This is a genomic window from Halomonas sp. MCCC 1A11062 (assembly GCF_021404355.1).
Classification (GTDB): domain Bacteria; phylum Pseudomonadota; class Gammaproteobacteria; order Pseudomonadales; family Halomonadaceae; genus Halomonas; species Halomonas aerodenitrificans.
In genome coordinates, this window is the sequence record NZ_JABFTW010000033.1 from 22043 (window position 1) to 38813 (window position 16771).

A 16771-nucleotide genomic window follows, 5' to 3' on the forward strand; every position below is an offset into this window, starting at 1 on the left:
GCTGATTTCCGATTCATCCGTTTCGGATGGTGCCGGCACCAGGAGTCGAACCCGGGACCTACTGATTACAAGTCAGTTGCTCTACCAACTGAGCTATGCCGGCTCGGGACCGACGCGTGCGAAGTGCAGAGTCGGAAAAGGGTTGGCGTGGCTGGGGTACCAGGATTCGAACCTGGGAATGCCGATACCAAAAACCGGTGCCTTACCACTTGGCGATACCCCAGCAGATTGGTGGCCAGAGACGGAATCGAACCGCCGACACGGGGATTTTCAATCCCCTGCTCTACCGACTGAGCTATCTGGCCGCTGCCAACGGTGCGTATTAAACAAGATCAGATCGGCAGCGTCAAGCCTTTCGTTTCATGCAGATGCTGCTGTCGTTTCACAACCATACGCCTAGCGCTCGGGCGGCACGTAGCCTTCCGCCTGGTCGGTTTCGCGGTTGTCGAGAAAGCGCTCCATCTGCTCGTTGAGATAGGACCGCGCCTCGGGGTCGAGCATGTTGAGGTGCTTCTCGTTGATCAGCCGGGTCTGCAGCGCCTGCCACTCCTCCCAGGCCTGCTTCGACACGCTGGCCTGGATCTCCTGGCCCTTCTTGCCCGGCAGCGGCGGGAAGGGCAGTGCCTCGAGCTCCTGTTGATACTTGCGACAGAACACGGTGCGGCTCATGGCGGTCTCCTTGCTGTTGGTGGTGCTGTGCTCAGGGCCCCGCGGGGGCGGCCAGAGCGAACGGTGCCAGCGAGGCCAGCAGCGCCTTGACCGGCGCCGCCAGGCCGATGCGCTCGGGGTTGCCTGGATCGTACCAGCATCGTGCCTCGCCCACCGCATCCAGCCTGCCGATCCGCGCCGGCTGCGGGGTGATGTCGAGGCGGAAGTGACTGAAGGTGTGGCTGAAGGCCGGCCAGGCCGGATCGATGGCAGCCCCCGGCGCGTGCACGTCGAGCCAGCCCCGCAACGCGGCCAGGTCGTCGAACTGAGGCAGTCCCCATAGCCCACCCCACAGCCCACTGGCAGGGCGCTGTTCGAGCAGCACCCGCCCTTCGGCGTCGCGCAGCACCAGCATCAGCGTGGTACGGGTCGGCAGCGCCTTTTTCGGCTTCGACTCGGGGAAACGGCGCTCCTCGCCGTGGGCATGGGCCACGCAGACGTCAGCGAACGGGCAGCGCGAGCATTCGGGGGTGCCGCGCCGGCACAGGGTGGCGCCGAGGTCCATTACCGCCTGGGTGTAGTCGGCCACGCGCTGCTTCGGCGTGTAGTGCTCGGCCAGCGCCCACAGCCTGCGCTCCACTACCGGCCGCCCCGGCCAGCCCTCCACGGCGTGCAACCGGGCCAGGCTGCGCTTGACGTTGCCGTCGAGGATCACGGCGCGCTGTCCGGTGCTCTGAGCAATGATCGCACCCGCAGTGGAGCGGCCGATGCCGGGCAACTCCGCCATGGCCTCGAGGCTCGCTACCGGCAGCTCGCCGCCGTGCTCGGCCACGACCTGGCGGGCCGCCTTGTGCAGATTGCGCCCGCGGGCGTAGTAGCCAAGCCCGGTCCACAGGTGAAGCACTTCGTCCTGGGTGGCCTCGGCCAGCGCCTCGAGGGTGGGGAAGCGCGCCATGAAGCGCTCGAAGTAAGGGATCACCGTGGTGACCTGGGTCTGCTGCAGCATGATCTCAGAGACCCACACGCGGTAGGGCGTGCGCTGGCGTTGCCAGGGCAGGTCATGGCGGCCGGCGCGGTCGTACCACGCCAGCAGACGCTGTTGGAAGACTGCAGGCTCAAGCACCGGTGTAGGCATTTCGCTCATGGAACAACCTCAAAGATGCCTGTCGGAAAAATGCATGGCGAAAAATGCATGACGAAAAAAAGCGCCGACTGGGAGTCGGCGCAGGGACTGGCTTTGGGTCGTCAGTTCAACAGACCACGCAAGGCGTCACGAAGTTCCCGGCCACTACCTTCGCCGAGACGTTCTTCGAGACGCTCCAGCGGCCTCTCCAGGCGGCGCTCCAGCTCTTCTCTGGCGCGACCGGACACTTCGTCGCGCAGCAGCTCGGCCAGGGTGACCTGGAAGGCCTCGCGGTCGAAGCTGCACCAATCACCGCTGTCGCCGGAGAGCTCGCCGCTGCAACGCACCGGCAACGGCACGCGCTCCAGGCGCGGGTTGACCGGACAGGCGGCATCGGCACCGTCGACGAAGCGTGCGGCGGCGCGCAGATCGAAGCGCTCGCTGGTCAGGTCGAGTTCGCCCGTCCCGCTCATGTCGATGCCCGGAATCGTCACCAGGATATCGTCGCTCTGCACGACTCCGTCCGAGATACGCAGGCGGGCTTCGGCACGGTCGAAGCGCGTATCGGCACTCCAGTCCCGGGTAGTCTCGCGGCCTTCGACCATGGCGGCCAGTGAGCACAGCTCCTGTGACACGTTGACGTCGAGCACGGCCCCTTCGTCGATGCGACCCTCCAGACGCCCGTTGAGATTGCGCTTGAGGGCCGGCCAGGTGTTGGCGCGAGTTTCGAGTTCACCGCCGAGGGTCAGCCGGCCGCGCAGCGGTGCCGGGGAGTCGTCGTCGGACAGCGCCTCGAGCAACGGCGCCAGACGCACCCGCGACAGCGACGGGCGCAGCTGCCACAGGATCGGCTCACGTCTGAGGTCAAGCCCGCCGCTCGCGCTCAGCTCGCCGTCGTAGAACACGGAGCTGAAGCGCTCGAGACGCTGCTGTCCGTCAGCTCCCTCCAGGGCCAGCGACACGTCGGTGAAGTCGAGCCCGGAGAGACGCAGCTGCGCCAGGTCGAGCGCCCCGTTCAGGGTCAACTGGGCCAGCCACTCGGCGGGAACCAGCGTGGCGGTGTCGTCGGCGTGCGCCTTGCGGATCCCCAGCAGGCCGGAGCGGGAGGCACTCTGCCCTGTGGGTTCGGCAGGCGGCAGGTAGCCGTCCAGGTTGAGGCGATCGCCCTGCAGCTCGAAGTCCAGCAGCTGCCCCATAAGGCCCGCGGCCAAACGCCCGGTGAAGGTGCTGCCATCCAGCACCAGGGTCAGCCCCGGCAGCTCGAGGCGCTCGAGATTGCCGCGCACCGGGCTGGTCAATGCCACGTCGGAGAGCGCCTGAGGATTGGCCATGGCCGGCATCTGGTTCATACGCTCGAGCCACGGGCGCAGCGAGAAGGGCGCCAGGCTGACCTGGCCGCTGTAGCTGGGCGACTGGTCGAGACCCGCCAGGTTGAGGTGCCCGCTCAGGCGCAGATCGTCGGGGCCGGTGAGCTGCAGATCGCGCAACTGCGCGGTGTTCTCCGCCAGGTCGGCATCCAGCGCCATGGTCAGCGATAGAGGCAGCGCGCGCTCGCCCAGAGTGGGGTGCCTCAGCCCGGCGTCCAGACGGCCCTCCTGGAGCTGCAGGCGCTGCTGAGACAGGTCGAGCACGAGCTGCTGACCGCTCAGATCGAGCTGCTGCCGGTGCTCGGCGCCCGCCAGCCGGCTCAGGGTGGTCAACCGCATGCCTTCGAGCACGTAACGGCGCTCGGCGAGAGCGAGGCGCATCCGCCCTTCCAGCGAGACTTCGCTCGCCAACGCCGGGCTGCGCTCCAGTTCCCGCCAATCCAGTGCAGGATACGATCTGACCTGGAAGGAGGACTTGAGCGGGAAGGCGCGCTGGGGATTGACGTTGGTACCGGAAACGTTGATCTCGTCGACCAGCCACTCCGAGCCGGCGGCCAGGTCGCGATAGATCGCCGCGCCGTTGCGCACCTGGACGCTGGCGATATTGAGCGCCACGACCAGATTGCTGCCCTCGAGGCTAGGCCCGGCAGTGGCCGGCGCCAGCGCCGATTCGGCACCTTCGCGGCGCTCGTCGAGCCGCTGCAGCAGGGTTTCCCAATTGCCGCGCCCCTCTTCGTCGCGCACCAAGCGCAGCTGCATGCCTTCCAGGGTCAAGCCTTCGATGGCGATCTCGCCGCGCAGCAACGGGGCGAAGGCGAGACTGACCTCGCCGTGAGCGAAAGCCACGAACGGCGGTTCGTCGTTGCCCTGCTCCGGCAAACGGCCTTGCGCCTGCTCCACGCTCACGCCGAGACGCGGGTAGAACGACCAGGTGAGCGGTCCATCCAGGGTCAGTTCGAGGCCGCTCTGCTCACGCACCACCTCGATCAGTCGCGGCTTGAAGTCTTCCGGGTCGAGAAAGGTAGTGACATAGACCACGGCAGCCACCACCACTACCCCGAGAACGCCAATGGCGGCCAGCAGCGTCTGTAACAATCGCTTCATGTGTTACCGCCTCCTTACAGCGGTGGGGCCAATTCGTAATAGTCGCCGGTGGCATGCAAGCGATACCCCAGGCGGTTGAGCAACAGTTGGTCGGCGACGGGCAGTCGTGATGATGGCGCCCGCAGCTCGCGGCCCTCGCTACGCGCCGCATCGCTGACCAGGGCGAGGAGTCGCGTACCGACCCCGCGCCGCCGGGTGGCCTTGCGCACGCACAGCTCCGACAGCCACCACGCCTGCTCGTCGGCGATTACTGCCACGGCGCCCAGCAGTCGGTCATTGAAGCGGGCGCAGCCGAAGAAATGGCCGGCTTCGAGATGTTCGCGAATGAAGGTGTCCACCGGCACGCTGAGCCGTTCGGCCGGCGCGTCCGTATAGATTCGCTGCAGATCGAGCTGCACCTGGCGGTCCGAGCGCCAGATGCTGCTGTCGACGAGATGAAGCGTTACCGGCATGGCGGTCTCCCTGGCCGCGGCTCGGGCCGCCGCTGTGATGGGCGCATTGTAGCGGATGGGCGGGGCGATTCTCTATAATGGACGGCCCATGACGGCAAGCCCAGCGACTTGCCCGCCCGGAAGCCGACTGCTGGCACGCCGGGCCCACACCATGCGACGCGCCAGAGCGCGAGAGAGACCCGACATGTCCGAGCGAATCGCCACGGTAACCCGTGACACCAAGGAAACCCAGATCACGGTGACCGTGAACCTCGATGGCGAGGGCCGGCTGAACTGCGAGACCGGCGTTCCCTTCCTCGACCACATGCTCGATCAGGTGGCTCGCCACGGTCTGATCGACCTCGACATCAAGGCGGTGGGCGATCTGCACATCGACGATCACCATACCGTCGAGGACCTCGGCATCACCCTCGGTCAGGCCTTCGACCAGGCCATTGGCGACAAGCGCGGCATCCACCGCTACGGCCACGCCTACGTGCCGCTGGACGAGGCGCTGTCGCGAGTCGTGATAGACTTCTCCGGTCGCCCCGGGCTGTTCATGGACGTCGAGTTCACCCGCGCCAGCATCGGCCGCCTCGACACCCAGCTGTTCTGGGAGTTCTTCCAGGGCTTCGTCAATCATGCCCGGGTCACGCTGCATATCGACAACCTGAAGGGCTTCAATGCTCATCACCAGGCGGAGACCATCTTCAAGGCCTTCGGCCGCGCGCTGCGCATGGCCGTGGAGCCGGACCCGCGCATGGCCGGCCAGATGCCGTCCACCAAGGGCTGCCTGTAACGCAGACGACCGAACCTGAGAGGAGCCTTCATGACCATTGCCGTCATCGATTACGGAATGGGCAATCTACATTCGGTTGCCAAGGCGCTCGAGCATGTGACCCATGAGCACGTGGTCATCACCCGCGACCCGCGGCGCATTCAGGGTGCCACCCGCCTGGTGCTGCCCGGCCAGGGAGCGATCCGCGATTGCATGGGCGAGCTCGAGCGCACCGAGCTGCGCGGTCTGGTGCAGGAGCTGCTGGCCAATCAGAGCAAGCCGCTGCTGGGGATCTGCGTCGGTCAGCAGATGCTGCTCGATCATAGCGAGGAGAGCGGCGGCATCCCCTGCCTGGGCTTTCTCTCCGGCGAGGTGAAGCGCTTCCCCCTCGACATGGTCGACGAGCGCGGTCAACGCCTCAAGGTGCCTCATATGGGCTGGAACCTGGTGCATCAGCATCACGAGCATCCGCTGTGGCAAGGCATCGACCAGGACGAGCACTTCTACTTCGTGCACAGCTACTACGTGGCAGCGGCGGACGACGCCTGCGTGCTCGGCACCACCCGTTACGGCCGCATCGATGCTCATGTGGCCATCGGTCGCGATGCCACCTTCGCCGTGCAGTTTCACCCGGAGAAGAGCTCCCGGGCCGGGCTCAAGCTGCTGGAAAATTTTGTCAACTGGGCGCCCTGAACCGCGCCTGGTTAACTAGGCACCGTGAGCCGCGCCCAGGCCGAGCCGCGATGACAACCCGGTGCGCACGCGCACCCGAGAGGACATGACATGCTGGTAATTCCCGCCATCGATCTCAAGGACGGCAAGTGCGTCCGTCTCAAGCAGGGCCGGATGGACGACGCCACCACCTACGGCGACGACCCGGTGGCCATGGCGGCGCGCTGGGTCGAGGCCGGCGCCCGCCGCCTGCACCTGGTCGATCTCAACGGCGCCTTCGAGGGCAAGCCGGTCAACGGCGAGGCGGTGACCGCCATCGCCCGGCGCTGGCCCTCGCTGCCCATTCAGATCGGCGGCGGCATCCGCAGCGCCGAGACCATCGAGCACTATCTGGCCGCCGGGGTCTCCTACGTCATCATCGGCACCAAGGCGGTCAAGGAGCCGGATTTCGTCGGCGAGATGTGCCGCGCCTTTCCCGATCACGTGATCGTCGGCCTGGACGCCCGTGACGGCTTCGTCGCCACCGACGGCTGGGCCGAGGTCTCCCAGGTCAAGGCAGTGGACCTGGCCAAGCGCTTCGCCGACGACGGCGTCTCCAGTATCGTCTACACCGACATCGCCCGAGACGGCATGATGAACGGCGTCAACGTCGAGGCCACCGCCGAGCTGGCCCGCGAAGGCGGCCTGCCGGTAATCGCTTCCGGCGGGGTGACCAATCTCGACGACCTGCGCGCGCTGGTCGCCGCAGGCGAGCCGGGCATTCTCGGCGCCATCACCGGCCGCGCCATCTACGAAGGCACCCTGGACGTCGCTGCTGGTCAACAGCTGTGCGACGAACTCACCGGTAACCGGGCGGGAGGCTGACATGAGCCTGGCCAAGCGCATCATACCCTGTCTCGACGTCGACGCCGGACGCGTGGTCAAGGGCGTCAACTTCATCGGCATCCGCGACGCCGGCGATCCGGTAGAGATCGCCCAGCGCTACAACCTGCAGGGCGCCGACGAGATCACCTTTCTCGACATCACCGCCAGCCACGAGGACCGCGACACCACGGTGGAGATGGTCGAACGCATCGCCGGCGAGGTATTCATCCCGCTGACCGTGGGCGGCGGCATCCGCACCTGTGACGACATCCGCACCATGCTCAACGCCGGTGCCGACAAGGTCTCGATCAACACCGCGGCGGTAACCAACCCCGACTTCGTGCGCGAGGCCGCCGAGCGCTTCGGCAGCCAGTGCATCGTGGTGGCCATCGACGCCAAGCGGGTCTCGGCTGAGGGCGAAACGCCGCGCTGGGAGATCTTCACCCACGGCGGTCGCCGCCCCACCGGGCTGGACGCCGTGGAGTGGGCTAAAAAGATGGTGGAATACGGCGCCGGCGAGCTGCTCTTGACCAGCATGGACCGCGACGGCACCAAGGCCGGCTTCGACCTGGGCGTGACCCGGGCCATCAGCGACGCCGTGACGGTGCCGGTAATCGCCTCCGGTGGCGTCGGCAACCTCGACCACCTGGTGGACGGCGTGATCGAGGGCGGTGCCGACGCAGTGCTGGCCGCTAGCATCTTCCACTTCGGCGAGTACACCATCCCCGAGGCCAAGCGCTACATGGCCGAGCGCGGTATCGAGATGCGCCTGTGAGGCGAACGAGGAGCGTGAGCGTGCGGTATTCATGGATGAGTTGCTGTCGGGCCGCCAGGGCGCTTGCTCTGGTCCCGCTCTTGGCGCTACTGGCGGCGCCGGCAGCGCTTGCCGCGGAGCGGCAGCCGACCTGGCCGCCGGTGCTCGAAGTGGAGCACGTGCTGTTCCAGACCAGCCTCTATACGCGCCACTTCAACCCGCAGCCGGAGCACAACAACACCCAGGAGCTGATCAGCCTCGAGCTGCACAATCCGCAGCGCTGGCTGGTGGGCGGCGCGCGCTTCCTCAACTCCTTCGATCAGGAAGCCATCTACCTCTACGCCGGCCGCGAGTTTCCCTTCTGGCAGCCGAGCGACAACGTCACCGTGCGTGCCAAGCTCACCGCCGGGCTATTACACGGCTACCGCGGCGAATACCAGGACAACATCCCGTTCAACCGCTACGGCACCGCCCCGGCCGCCCTGCCCAGCCTGGGGGTGCAGTGGGGGCGCTTCGAGACCGACCTGATCGTGTTCGGGACTGCCGGGGCGATGATCATCGGCGGCATCCGCTTCTAGGCTATGCCTGAAAACTGCCTGCGCTTGGCCATACAGCGTTAAAAATCAGCTCAACGTACTCATTTACACCACGTAAACTCCGTCTTTTCGCTGATTTTTGCCTTGTCTGACCTTCGCTCGCCGACTTTTCAGACACAGCCTTAGCTGGACGAAACGGGCGCCACCCGCTTCGCCCCCATCACTCCAGCGCCAGCCCGAGATTGCTCACGCCGTCGTTGCGCCCCAGTTGGCGCAGCGCCTTGAGCGAGTCCCGCTCGAGCGGGCCTTCCGCCGCCTCCAGCACTGCGTCCTGAAAGTCGTTCTCGTCGGCCATGAGTGGGTGCTCACGTACCAGCTTGGCCAGCTTGCTGGCGTCCTCCTCCCCTTCGGTCAGCTCGACGAAGGCACGCACGCCGCCCTTGGAGATACGGCTGACCTCGAGCACGGCTTCGGGGGAATCGCCTCGCAGCGTATCGAACAGCGAGGATAGCGCCACGACCACCTCCACCGCACGCCGGGCACCGAAGCTGTCGTCGTCCTCCGGCGGTTCGAGCTCGGCCAGCTTCTCGGCCTGGCGCTCGAAATCGATCCGCGCCTCGCGTACGGCGAGCTGCTCCCACACCAGATCGAGCATAACGCGCAGGGCGGCCGAATTGCCGGCTCCCGTCATCTGGGCATAGAGCGAATAGTTGGGCAGCATCCGCTCGCACAGTGCCGCCATGAAGGCCTGTTGCTGACGCGGCGAGAGTGCCTGCAGTCGCTCATGGAAGCCCCCTTTTGGCTGGCTCATGGATTCTCCTCGTGATTCGAAGGTCAGAAGAAAGGATGGGGATGCGCACGGCTCACGGCCACATGACCTCGGGCGGCACGCGTCCCCGGCTATCGAAGAGCACGCCCTCGGCGACCAATCGCTCGCGCTGTTCGATAGCGCCGGGATGCTCGGCCACCCGGCGCGATGCGGTGATCACGCGAAACCACGGCAGCCCATGGTCGTCGGGCAGCTCGCGCAACGCCCGGGCGACGAGGCGCGGCGTGCCGCCCTCGGTCATGGCGGCAATACGACCGTAGGTAGTCACCCGCCCTGGCGGTATGGCGGCCATAATGGTCAGAATCTGTTCCCGCAGCGCCGGTTTCATGTACGCTCCGCTCCCTGCTTCGTGTCACCCTTCAACGGCGAGGATTCCATGCACCTGCACCTGCTTCAACACAGCCCGTACCACGGTCCGGGCCGCATCGCCGACTGGCTGTCCAGCATGGGGCACAGCCACACCGTTTTCCATCTCTACGACGGCGAGACCCCACCCAGCCTGGCCGATGGCGATGCGCTGATATTGCTCGACGGCCCGATGCATGTTCTCGACGACGCCCAGCACTCCTGGCTCAAGCGCGAGCGCAAGCTGATCGCCCGCGCACTGGACGGCAACAAGCCGTTGCTCGGCATCGGCCTGGGTGCCCGGATGATCGCCGCCGAGCTCGGCGCCACGGTGGGCCGCGGCACCTTCGCCGAGGTGGGCTGGCACGAGGTGACCCTGGCCCCCGAGAGCCCCTTCGACCTGCCGGAGCGTTTCACCGCCTTCATGTGGCATCGCGACGTCTTCGCCCTGCCCGACGAGGCGCTGCCGCTGGGCGGCAGTTCCGGCAGCCCGGTGCAGGGCTTCGCCTGGGACGCCGGACGGGCGCTGGGCCTGCTCTGCCACCTCGAGGTCACGCGCTCCGGGGTCGACGTGCTGCTCGCCAATGGAGAAAGGCCGGAGGGCAGCGAAGCCAGTCCTCATGCCCAGCCCGACGACGCCATTCTGGCCGACGACCGGCGCTTCGATCGCCTGGCGCCACTGCTCGACCGCCTGCTCAGTCAGTGGATTCGCAGCGCCCCGGCGTGAGGCGCCTCATGCCGGCTGCGGCTGCGTATCGAGCTGCCGCGCGTGCTCCTGCGACCAGGCTCGCGCCGCCGCCAGGCAGCTGTCCCAATCGCCGACATGCAGGAAGCGCTCGGCATTGCGCTTCTCCAACTGGTAGCGGTACATGGGGTCGTAGTATTCGGTGAGCAGCGGCGCCAGCCAGGCTTCGTGAGCCTGGCGGTTGCCGCGCTCGTGCTCGCGGAAGGCAAGCTGCTGCAGCCGCTGCAGACGCGCCAGCCGGGCATGGCCCAGGCGCTTCTGCAGCCGGGCCAGTGCGCTGGAGAGCTGCTTGCGCATCAGCGCCCAGCCCAGCCACTCGCCGAACTGCTGACGGTAGATCGCCCACAGATCGTCGATGTAATCCTTGTGAATCTGCGCCAGGCGCCAATCCAGAGGCATTTCCACCCGCACCCGGGGCGCGCCCTCCATCGCCCGCCAGAAGGTGAGCGGCACGTTGGCCGTGCCGATGTGGCGGGATTCGTCCTCCACCACCAGCGGTCCGGGAAGCGCCAGCAGGCGCAGCCCCATGGCGTGTTCGAAGTCGATCTGACTGGGCGCCGGCAAGGGGTGGCGACCGAAGGCCGAGCCCTTGTGGCGGGCGCAGCCCTCGAGGTCGAGCCCGGCGTCCAGTTGCTGCACCAGCGCGGTCTTGGCACAGCCGGTGAGCCCGCCCACCACCAGCAGCGGCTGAGCCGCCGCGGCATCGATACGTGCACACAACGCCTGACGCATCGCCTTCCAGCCGCCGCGGATACGTGGCCGCTCTACTCCGGCCTCGGCCAGCCACTGCTGCGCGATCTGCGAGCGCAGTCCCCCGCGATAGCAGTAGATGATCGCCTCGGGCTGGGCCTCGACCGTGCGCTGCCAGGCCGCAATGCGCGCCTGGCGTATACCGCCGCTGACCAGCCGCTGGCCCAGCTCGATGGCGGCCTGCTGGCCACGCTGCTTATACTCGATGCCGACCTGATGCCGCTCCTCGTCGTCCATCAGCGGCAGATTGATCGCCCCGGGCAACCCGCCCTGGGCGAACTCCACCGGCGCCCGCACGTCGATCAGCGGCACGCCCTGGCGCAACAGAGAGAGATCGGCATCGGCCAGCGGCAGCTCCTTCACCCCAGCACCTCGATCAGGGCCTCTCCTTCGGCCTTGGCCACCTCGCCGAAGGGCACCAGCTCGATACCGTGCTCACGTCCGATGCGCTCGACGTCGTCCTGCCAGGAGGGGTGCACGGAAATCAGCAGGCCGCCGGAGGTCTGCGGGTCGCACAGCCACTGCCAGTGCGGCTCGTCCATCTCCTTGAGCGCCGCGCCCAGCGCCTTGCGATTGCGCAGGGTGCCGCCAGGCACTGCGCCGCGACGACGATAGGCCTCGGCCTCGGCCAGCCGCGGCAAACGGCGGAAGTCGATGCGCGCCGCCACGCCACTGGCCTGGCACACCTCAGTGAGATGGCCGGCCAGACCGAAGCCGGTGACGTCGGTCATGGCGTTCACCCCTTTCACCCGGGCCAGCGCCATGCCGATATGGTTGGGCTGCAGCATGGTTTCCCGGGCCAGATTCTGATGGCCCGACTCCAGCAGGCCCTGCTTCTCGGCGGTGGTGAGAAAACCCACGCCCAGCGGCTTGGTCAGGTATAACAGGTCGCCCACCTGGGCCCCCTTGTTGAGCTTCAGGTGTTCGAGATCGACCAGGCCGTTGACCGCCAGACCGAAGATCGGCTCCGGCGAGTCGATGGAGTGTCCGCCGGCCAGTGCCAGCCCGAGCTCGCGGCAGACGCCCTGGGCGCCTGCCACCACGTCGCCGGCGATCTCCGACCCCAGCTTGTCCAGCGGCCAGCCGAGGATGCCCAGCGCCATGACCGGCTTGCCGCCCATGGCATAGACGTCGCTGATGGCATTGGTGGCGGCAATACGGCCGAAGTCGAAGGGGTCGTCGACGATGGGCATGAAGAAGTCGGTGGTGGCGATCATGCCGCGACCGTCACCGAGGTCATAGACGGCCGCATCCTCGCGGCCCTGATTGCCTACGATCAGTCGCGAATGGGTTGCCCCCGGCCCGGCCTTGGCCAGGATGCCGTCGAGTACGTCGGGGGCTATCTTGCAGCCACAGCCGGCGCCGTGGCTGTACTGGGTCAGTCGAATCGCGCTCATCTCGTTCTCCTTGGCAGTTCACTTCTCATTCTACCGCAGCGGCGCTTGCTTGCCTCACAGCGCCTCGAGGGCATCGGTCAGCTTGTCCACGGCCACCACCTCCATTCCTTCCGGGGCGCGCTTGGGTGCATTGGCCCGCGGCACGATGGCCCGGGTGAAGCCGTGCTTGGCCGCCTCCACGATGCGCTCCTGGCCGCTGGGCACGGGGCGAATCTCGCCGGAAAGCCCCACCTCGCCGAAGGCCACCAGCTCGCGCGGCAGGGAGCGATTCTGCAGGCTAGACACCACGGCGAGCAGCACCGCCAGGTCGGCGCTGGTCTCCAGCACCTTGACCCCGCCGACCACGTTGAGGAACACGTCCTGATCGCCGGTGAACAGCCCGCCATGGCGATGCAGCACCGCCAGCAGCATGGCCAGGCGATTCTGGTCAAGACCCACCGCGACCCGCCGCGGGTTGCCCAGCGCCGACTCGTCGAGCAGCGCCTGTACCTCCACCAGCAGCGGCCGAGTACCTTCCCATACCACCATCACCAGGCTGCCGGCGGCCTGCTCCTCGCTGCGAGAGAGGAAGATCGCACTGGGGTTCTTCACCTCCTTGAGCCCGTGCTCCAGCATGGCGAACACCCCCAGCTCGTTGACCGCACCGAAGCGGTTCTTCTGTCCGCGCAGGGTACGGAAGCGCGAGTCGGCACCGCCCTCGAGCAGCAGCGAGGCGTCGATCATGTGCTCCAGCACCTTGGGCCCGGCCAGGGTGCCGTCCTTGGTCACGTGTCCCACCAGCAGCAGTACGGTGTTGGATTGCTTGGCGAAGCGGGTGAGCACCGCGGCGGACTCGCGCACCTGGGCCACGCCGCCGGGCGCCGAGGCGATATCCTCCAGGTGCATGGTCTGGATCGAGTCGATCACCAATATCTCGGGGCGCTCGCGCTCGGCCACCGCCAGCACCGTCTCGACGCTGGTCTCGGCCAGCATCTTCAGCCCCTGGGTGGGCAGCTGCAGGCGGTGGGCGCGCATCGCCACCTGGGAGAGCGACTCCTCGCCGGTGACGTACAGCACCCGGCGCGCCTGGGCCAGCTTGCAGGCAGTCTGCAGCAGCAGGGTCGACTTGCCGGCGCCGGGGTGACCGCCCAGCAGTACCGCCGAGCCCGGTACCAGGCCGCCGCCCAGCACCCTATCGAACTCGCCGAAGGTAGAGGAGAGCCGCGGCACCTCGGTGAGATCGACGCTGCCGAGATCGACCACCTCCTTCGACAGGCCGCCGGCATAGCCCGTGCGTCCCGCCCCGCCGGTAGCGGCGGCTCCCGGGCGTGCGGCCGCCAGACGCACCTCACTCAAGGTGTTCCACTCCAGACAGCTCGAACACTGCCCCTGCCACTTGCGGTACTCCGCGCCACATTCGGTGCAGACGAAGGCACTCTTTGCTTTGGCCATGCCGGTTTCTCTCACGCTTCGATTGCGGCCATTCTATCAGCCTGGCTACCCACCAGACGCACGAAGGCGGCCCGCAGGCCGCCTTCGCTGTCGCTCGTCTCGCGTATTTACATACGCTGCAGTTGCAGGGCTTCGTTGTTCTGGAAGCGACGACGCTGAGGGTCGATCAGCTCCAGGGTCTGGTCATCGACACGCAGGAAGTAGTAGATCTGGCCTTCGCCATCGGGTGTCAGCTCATAGACGGTGGCATCGGGGTCGACCGCAGTGCCGCTGAGCACTTCCCAGTTGCCGGCATACTCTTCATCGGGCGGATCCTGGGGGTGTTCGCGATAGCTGGCGCGCAGGTCGAAGGTTCTCTCCTCCAGTGACGCCTGTTCGCTGCCACGCAGGTTCACCGTCAGGTCGATGCCCGCGCAATTGCGGCAGGGCAGCGTTCCTTGATATGCCACGGCATCGTCCATTGCCACGTCGGCACGGTCGTCAACCGCAGGGGCTGCACAACCGGCCAGGAAGGCCAGCATGGCCGAGCCAGCCAGCAGGGTCCTCACTTGCATTTGCTCACTCCTAACCTATGGGTTTGTCGCCTTGTAGGGTGTGTCATCATATGTGACAGCATAACCCTTAAGAGCGCTCGCAGACAGTCTCGGCTTTTAGACTGAGCCACGGCTCACGCCGCTCCCGGATAGACGTGCATGAACACCAGGGCCAGCACGATGGGCATCACCACCAGGCTGCCCAGGTTACCGATCAGCACCAGCGAGGCGACCTTTTGCGGCTCCTGTCGATACTGCTCGGCCACCAGATAATTGAGCACCGCCGGCGGCAGCGCCGCAAACACCCACAGCACCGCTGCCTGAAGTCCCGTCAGCTCCAGCCACAGGATCATGGGCAGCGCCAGGATCAGGCCGGAGAGCGGGCACAGCACCGCCCCCAGCATGCCGGTCTTCCAGTCGCGAAAGTCGATATCGAGCATGCGAACCCCGAGTGCGAACAGCATCAGCGGGATGCACACGCCGCCCAGCATGTGCAGCGCCTCGAGCAACCAGCCCGGCAGCGGCACCCCGCCCAGGTTCACCCCCAGCCCCGCCAGGCTGGCCAGCACGATGGGCATGCGCAGCAGCCGCCACAGCGGCGTGCGCGGACTCAGCATGTAGAGGCCTACCGAGAAGTGCAGCAGCATCTCGACGATGAACACCACCACCGCGGCAGGCAGCGCCGCCTCGCCGAAGGCCAGCACCAGCAGCGGCACCCCCATGTTGCCGGAGTTGTTGAACATCATCGGCGGCAGGAAGGTCTTGGGCTCGAGCCTGAGCAGCTTGACCAGCGGCCACAGCACCACCCCCGAGCCCAGCACCACTACCGCTGCCGCCAGCGCCAGGCCGGCATACTCCTCCAGCGGCGCCTGCCCGTCGGCCAGCACGGCAAACACCAGCATGGGGACGAAGATCTCCATGTTGAGCGTATTGAGGCTGCGGATGTCAGGCGTGCGGAAGCGGCCATACAGCGTGCCGCAACCGGCGATCAGGAAAACCGGCAGCAGCGTGGCGATGATCTGGGCGGTCATTGAGGGTTCCAGGATCCAGACGAAAGCGCCTAGGCTAGCATGCTGTCGGCTTGCGCGGTCAGGCCGCAGCGGTCAACATTGGCCTAAAGTTCGCCTCCATGAGAAACGAGACACCATGAGCCAGTTCTGGAGCCCGGCGGTACGCGAGCTGACGCCCTACGTACCGGGCGAGCAGCCGCGCGAGAAGCTGATCAAGCTGAACACCAACGAGAACCCCTACCCGCCGGCGCCCGGCGTCGAAGCGGCGCTGCGCGAATACCCCGTCGATCATCTGCGCCTCTATCCCGACCCGCAGTCTCTCGCCCTGCGTCAGGCGCTCGCTCGCGAGCATGGTGTTGCGGTGGAGCAGGTGTTCGTCGGCAACGGCTCCGATGAAGTGCTGGCCCTGGCCTTTCAGGCCTTCTTCTGTCACGAGCGTCCGCTCGAGATGCCCGACATCACCTACAGCTTCTACCCGGTCTACTGCAAGCTGTACGGCATCGAGCGGCGCAGCCTGCCCCTGGACGAACAGTGGCGGGTCGATCTCGACGCCTTCACTGCCGACAGCGGCGGCGCCATCTTCGCCAACCCCAACGCTCCCACGGCCCATGGTCATCCCCGCGATGCCATTGCCGGCCTGCTCGAGCGCCTTACCGATCAGGTAGTACTAGTCGACGAAGCCTACGTCGACTTCGGTGGCGAGAGCGTGGTGCCCCTGACCGAGCGCTTCCCCAATCTGCTGGTCACCGGCACCTTCTCCAAGTCCCGTAGCCTGGCCGGCCTGCGCCTGGGCTATGCCATCGGTTCAAGCGAGCTGATCGAAGGGCTGGTACGGGTCAAGGACTCCTTCAACTCCTATCCCATCGACAGCCTGGCAAGCGCGCTTGCCATTGCCTCGCTCGAGGACCGGGAGCATTTCGATGCCTGCCGTGAGCGCGTCGTCACTACCCGCGAGCGCACCGTCAGGCGCCTTGGCGACCTGGGCTTCGAAGTGCTGCCCTCCCAGGCCAACTTCGTGCTGACGCGTCACCCCGAGCACGACGCCGCGCAACTCTTCGTCGGCCTACGCGAGAGGGGCATTCTGGTACGTCACTTCAACACCGAAGCCCTACGCGACTTCCTGCGCATCTCGATCGGCACCGATGACGAAATGGACAGCCTGATCGAAGCCTTCGAACTGCTCTGCCGCTGAGCCATTCCACGGGCGCCGCCAGGCGCCCGCTTCGCGTAGTGAATCGCCAGACAAAGAAAAACCCCGAGCTCGGCTGAGCTCGGGGTTTTGGGGATAGCTGGTGGCCAGAAACGGCGAAACCCCGAGCACATTTCGTACTCGGGGTTTCTGAAGAAGTGCCTGACGATGACCTACTCTCGCATGGGGAGGCCCCACACTACCATCGGCGCTGAGCGGTTTCACTGCTGAGTTCGGCATGGGATCAGGTGGTTCCCACTCGCTA

At 66.6% G+C, this 16771-nt stretch carries 18 protein-coding genes, 3 tRNA genes and 1 rRNA gene; 7 read left to right on the top strand and 15 right to left on the bottom strand.

The window, feature by feature from the left end; genetic code table 11:
- Positions 1-27 precede the first annotated feature (27 nt).
- From HOP58_RS21315 to HOP58_RS21345, 7 genes are all read right to left on the bottom strand, one after another.
- Positions 28-103: transfer RNA gene (locus HOP58_RS21315), tRNA-Thr, on the bottom strand.
- A 45-nt stretch (positions 104-148) separates the two neighbouring features.
- Positions 149-223, bottom strand: a tRNA-Gln gene (locus HOP58_RS21320).
- Positions 224-229: 6 nt separating this feature from the next.
- Positions 230-305 (bottom strand) — tRNA-Phe (locus tag HOP58_RS21325).
- A 91-nt stretch (positions 306-396) separates the two neighbouring features.
- Positions 397-669 (bottom strand): oxidative damage protection protein, encoded by a 273-nt coding sequence (locus HOP58_RS21330; RefSeq protein WP_234261598.1) that lies wholly within the window; start codon positions 667-669, stop codon positions 397-399.
- Positions 670-700: 31 nt separating this feature from the next.
- On the bottom strand, positions 701-1792 hold the full coding sequence (gene mutY / locus HOP58_RS21335) for an A/G-specific adenine glycosylase (RefSeq protein ID WP_234261600.1): 1092 nt from the start codon (positions 1790-1792) through the stop codon (positions 701-703).
- A 101-nt stretch (positions 1793-1893) separates the two neighbouring features.
- Positions 1894-4242: an AsmA family protein gene (locus tag HOP58_RS21340; RefSeq protein ID WP_234261602.1), complete on the bottom strand. Its 2349-nt coding sequence runs from the start codon at positions 4240-4242 to the stop codon at positions 1894-1896.
- Positions 4243-4256: 14 nt separating this feature from the next.
- A complete protein-coding gene (locus HOP58_RS21345; RefSeq protein ID WP_234261604.1) occupies positions 4257-4694 on the bottom strand; it encodes an acetyl-CoA sensor PanZ family protein in 438 nt (145 codons plus the stop codon).
- Positions 4695-4878: 184 nt separating this feature from the next.
- Here HOP58_RS21345 and hisB point away from each other — a divergent pair, with 184 nt between their 5' ends.
- From hisB to HOP58_RS21370, 5 genes are all read left to right on the top strand, one after another.
- Positions 4879-5472: an imidazoleglycerol-phosphate dehydratase HisB gene (hisB, locus tag HOP58_RS21350; protein ID WP_010627433.1), complete on the top strand. Its 594-nt coding sequence runs from the start codon at positions 4879-4881 to the stop codon at positions 5470-5472.
- A 30-nt stretch (positions 5473-5502) separates the two neighbouring features.
- On the top strand, positions 5503-6144 hold the full coding sequence (gene hisH, locus HOP58_RS21355) for an imidazole glycerol phosphate synthase subunit HisH (protein ID WP_234261606.1): 642 nt from the start codon (positions 5503-5505) through the stop codon (positions 6142-6144).
- Positions 6145-6234: 90 nt separating this feature from the next.
- Positions 6235-6987 (top strand): 1-(5-phosphoribosyl)-5-[(5-phosphoribosylamino)methylideneamino]imidazole-4-carboxamide isomerase, encoded by a 753-nt coding sequence (gene hisA / locus HOP58_RS21360; RefSeq protein WP_010627431.1) that lies wholly within the window; start codon positions 6235-6237, stop codon positions 6985-6987.
- A gap of 1 nt (position 6988) precedes the next feature.
- Complete coding sequence (gene hisF, locus HOP58_RS21365) at positions 6989-7762, top strand: imidazole glycerol phosphate synthase subunit HisF (protein WP_010627430.1); 774 nt, start codon at positions 6989-6991, stop codon at positions 7760-7762.
- 20 nt (positions 7763-7782) lie between these two features.
- Positions 7783-8319: a hypothetical protein gene (locus tag HOP58_RS21370; protein WP_346657492.1), complete on the top strand. Its 537-nt coding sequence runs from the start codon at positions 7783-7785 to the stop codon at positions 8317-8319.
- A gap of 178 nt (positions 8320-8497) precedes the next feature.
- Here the strand turns inward: HOP58_RS21370 and HOP58_RS21375 are convergent, their stop codons facing one another.
- Positions 8498-9088: a YjaG family protein gene (locus tag HOP58_RS21375; protein WP_234261609.1), complete on the bottom strand. Its 591-nt coding sequence runs from the start codon at positions 9086-9088 to the stop codon at positions 8498-8500.
- Positions 9089-9140: 52 nt separating this feature from the next.
- On the bottom strand, positions 9141-9434 hold the full coding sequence (locus HOP58_RS21380; RefSeq protein ID WP_010627427.1) for an MGMT family protein: 294 nt from the start codon (positions 9432-9434) through the stop codon (positions 9141-9143).
- Positions 9435-9482: 48 nt separating this feature from the next.
- On the opposite strand from HOP58_RS21380, the gene HOP58_RS21385 reads away from it, so the two are divergent.
- Positions 9483-10178 carry a type 1 glutamine amidotransferase gene (locus tag HOP58_RS21385; RefSeq protein ID WP_234261611.1) on the top strand — a complete coding sequence of 232 codons (696 nt, stop codon included), beginning with the start codon at positions 9483-9485 and terminating at the stop codon, positions 10176-10178.
- 6 nt (positions 10179-10184) lie between these two features.
- Here the strand turns inward: HOP58_RS21385 and mnmH are convergent, their stop codons facing one another.
- The 5 genes from mnmH to HOP58_RS21410 form a co-directional block, all read right to left on the bottom strand.
- Entirely contained in the window at positions 10185-11309 is a 1125-nt protein-coding gene (gene mnmH / locus HOP58_RS21390) for a tRNA 2-selenouridine(34) synthase MnmH (RefSeq protein WP_234261613.1), read from the bottom strand.
- Positions 11306-12343 carry a selenide, water dikinase SelD gene (selD, locus tag HOP58_RS21395; protein ID WP_234261615.1) on the bottom strand — a complete coding sequence of 346 codons (1038 nt, stop codon included), beginning with the start codon at positions 12341-12343 and terminating at the stop codon, positions 11306-11308. The genes mnmH and selD overlap by 4 nt, the downstream gene beginning before the upstream one ends.
- Before the next feature lie 54 nt (positions 12344-12397).
- A complete protein-coding gene (gene radA, locus HOP58_RS21400; RefSeq protein WP_010627423.1) occupies positions 12398-13774 on the bottom strand; it encodes a DNA repair protein RadA in 1377 nt (458 codons plus the stop codon).
- A 107-nt stretch (positions 13775-13881) separates the two neighbouring features.
- Positions 13882-14328 carry a copper resistance protein NlpE N-terminal domain-containing protein gene (locus tag HOP58_RS21405; RefSeq protein ID WP_010627422.1) on the bottom strand — a complete coding sequence of 149 codons (447 nt, stop codon included), beginning with the start codon at positions 14326-14328 and terminating at the stop codon, positions 13882-13884.
- Positions 14329-14441: 113 nt separating this feature from the next.
- On the bottom strand, positions 14442-15338 hold the full coding sequence (locus HOP58_RS21410; protein WP_086508680.1) for an AEC family transporter: 897 nt from the start codon (positions 15336-15338) through the stop codon (positions 14442-14444).
- 115 nt (positions 15339-15453) lie between these two features.
- On the opposite strand from HOP58_RS21410, the gene hisC reads away from it, so the two are divergent.
- Complete coding sequence (hisC, locus tag HOP58_RS21415) at positions 15454-16509, top strand: histidinol-phosphate transaminase (protein WP_010627420.1); 1056 nt, start codon at positions 15454-15456, stop codon at positions 16507-16509.
- Positions 16510-16666: 157 nt separating this feature from the next.
- On the opposite strand, the gene rrf is transcribed toward hisC, so the two are convergent.
- Positions 16667-16771 (bottom strand): 5S ribosomal RNA (rrf, locus tag HOP58_RS21420); the annotation flags it as partial.

Bases quoted from the DNA above. Each gene is read 5' to 3' on its own strand.
- HOP58_RS21330 (WP_234261598.1), bottom strand. From the start codon at position 669: ATGAGCCGCACCGTGTTCTGTCGCAAGTATCAACAGGAGCTCGAGGCA.
- mutY (WP_234261600.1), bottom strand. From the start codon at position 1,792: ATGAGCGAAATGCCTACACCGGTGCTTGAGCCTGCAGTCTTCCAACAG.
- HOP58_RS21340 (WP_234261602.1), bottom strand. From the start codon at position 4,242: ATGAAGCGATTGTTACAGACGCTGCTGGCCGCCATTGGCGTTCTCGGG.
- HOP58_RS21345 (WP_234261604.1), bottom strand. From the start codon at position 4,694: ATGCCGGTAACGCTTCATCTCGTCGACAGCAGCATCTGGCGCTCGGAC.
- hisB (WP_010627433.1), top strand. From the start codon at position 4,879: ATGTCCGAGCGAATCGCCACGGTAACCCGTGACACCAAGGAAACCCAG.
- hisH (WP_234261606.1), top strand. From the start codon at position 5,503: ATGACCATTGCCGTCATCGATTACGGAATGGGCAATCTACATTCGGTT.
- hisA (WP_010627431.1), top strand. From the start codon at position 6,235: ATGCTGGTAATTCCCGCCATCGATCTCAAGGACGGCAAGTGCGTCCGT.
- hisF (WP_010627430.1), top strand. From the start codon at position 6,989: ATGAGCCTGGCCAAGCGCATCATACCCTGTCTCGACGTCGACGCCGGA.
- HOP58_RS21375 (WP_234261609.1), bottom strand. From the start codon at position 9,088: ATGAGCCAGCCAAAAGGGGGCTTCCATGAGCGACTGCAGGCACTCTCG.
- HOP58_RS21380 (WP_010627427.1), bottom strand. From the start codon at position 9,434: ATGAAACCGGCGCTGCGGGAACAGATTCTGACCATTATGGCCGCCATA.
- HOP58_RS21385 (WP_234261611.1), top strand. From the start codon at position 9,483: ATGCACCTGCACCTGCTTCAACACAGCCCGTACCACGGTCCGGGCCGC.
- selD (WP_234261615.1), bottom strand. From the start codon at position 12,343: ATGAGCGCGATTCGACTGACCCAGTACAGCCACGGCGCCGGCTGTGGC.
- radA (WP_010627423.1), bottom strand. From the start codon at position 13,774: ATGGCCAAAGCAAAGAGTGCCTTCGTCTGCACCGAATGTGGCGCGGAG.
- HOP58_RS21405 (WP_010627422.1), bottom strand. From the start codon at position 14,328: ATGCAAGTGAGGACCCTGCTGGCTGGCTCGGCCATGCTGGCCTTCCTG.
- HOP58_RS21410 (WP_086508680.1), bottom strand. From the start codon at position 15,338: ATGACCGCCCAGATCATCGCCACGCTGCTGCCGGTTTTCCTGATCGCC.
- hisC (WP_010627420.1), top strand. From the start codon at position 15,454: ATGAGCCAGTTCTGGAGCCCGGCGGTACGCGAGCTGACGCCCTACGTA.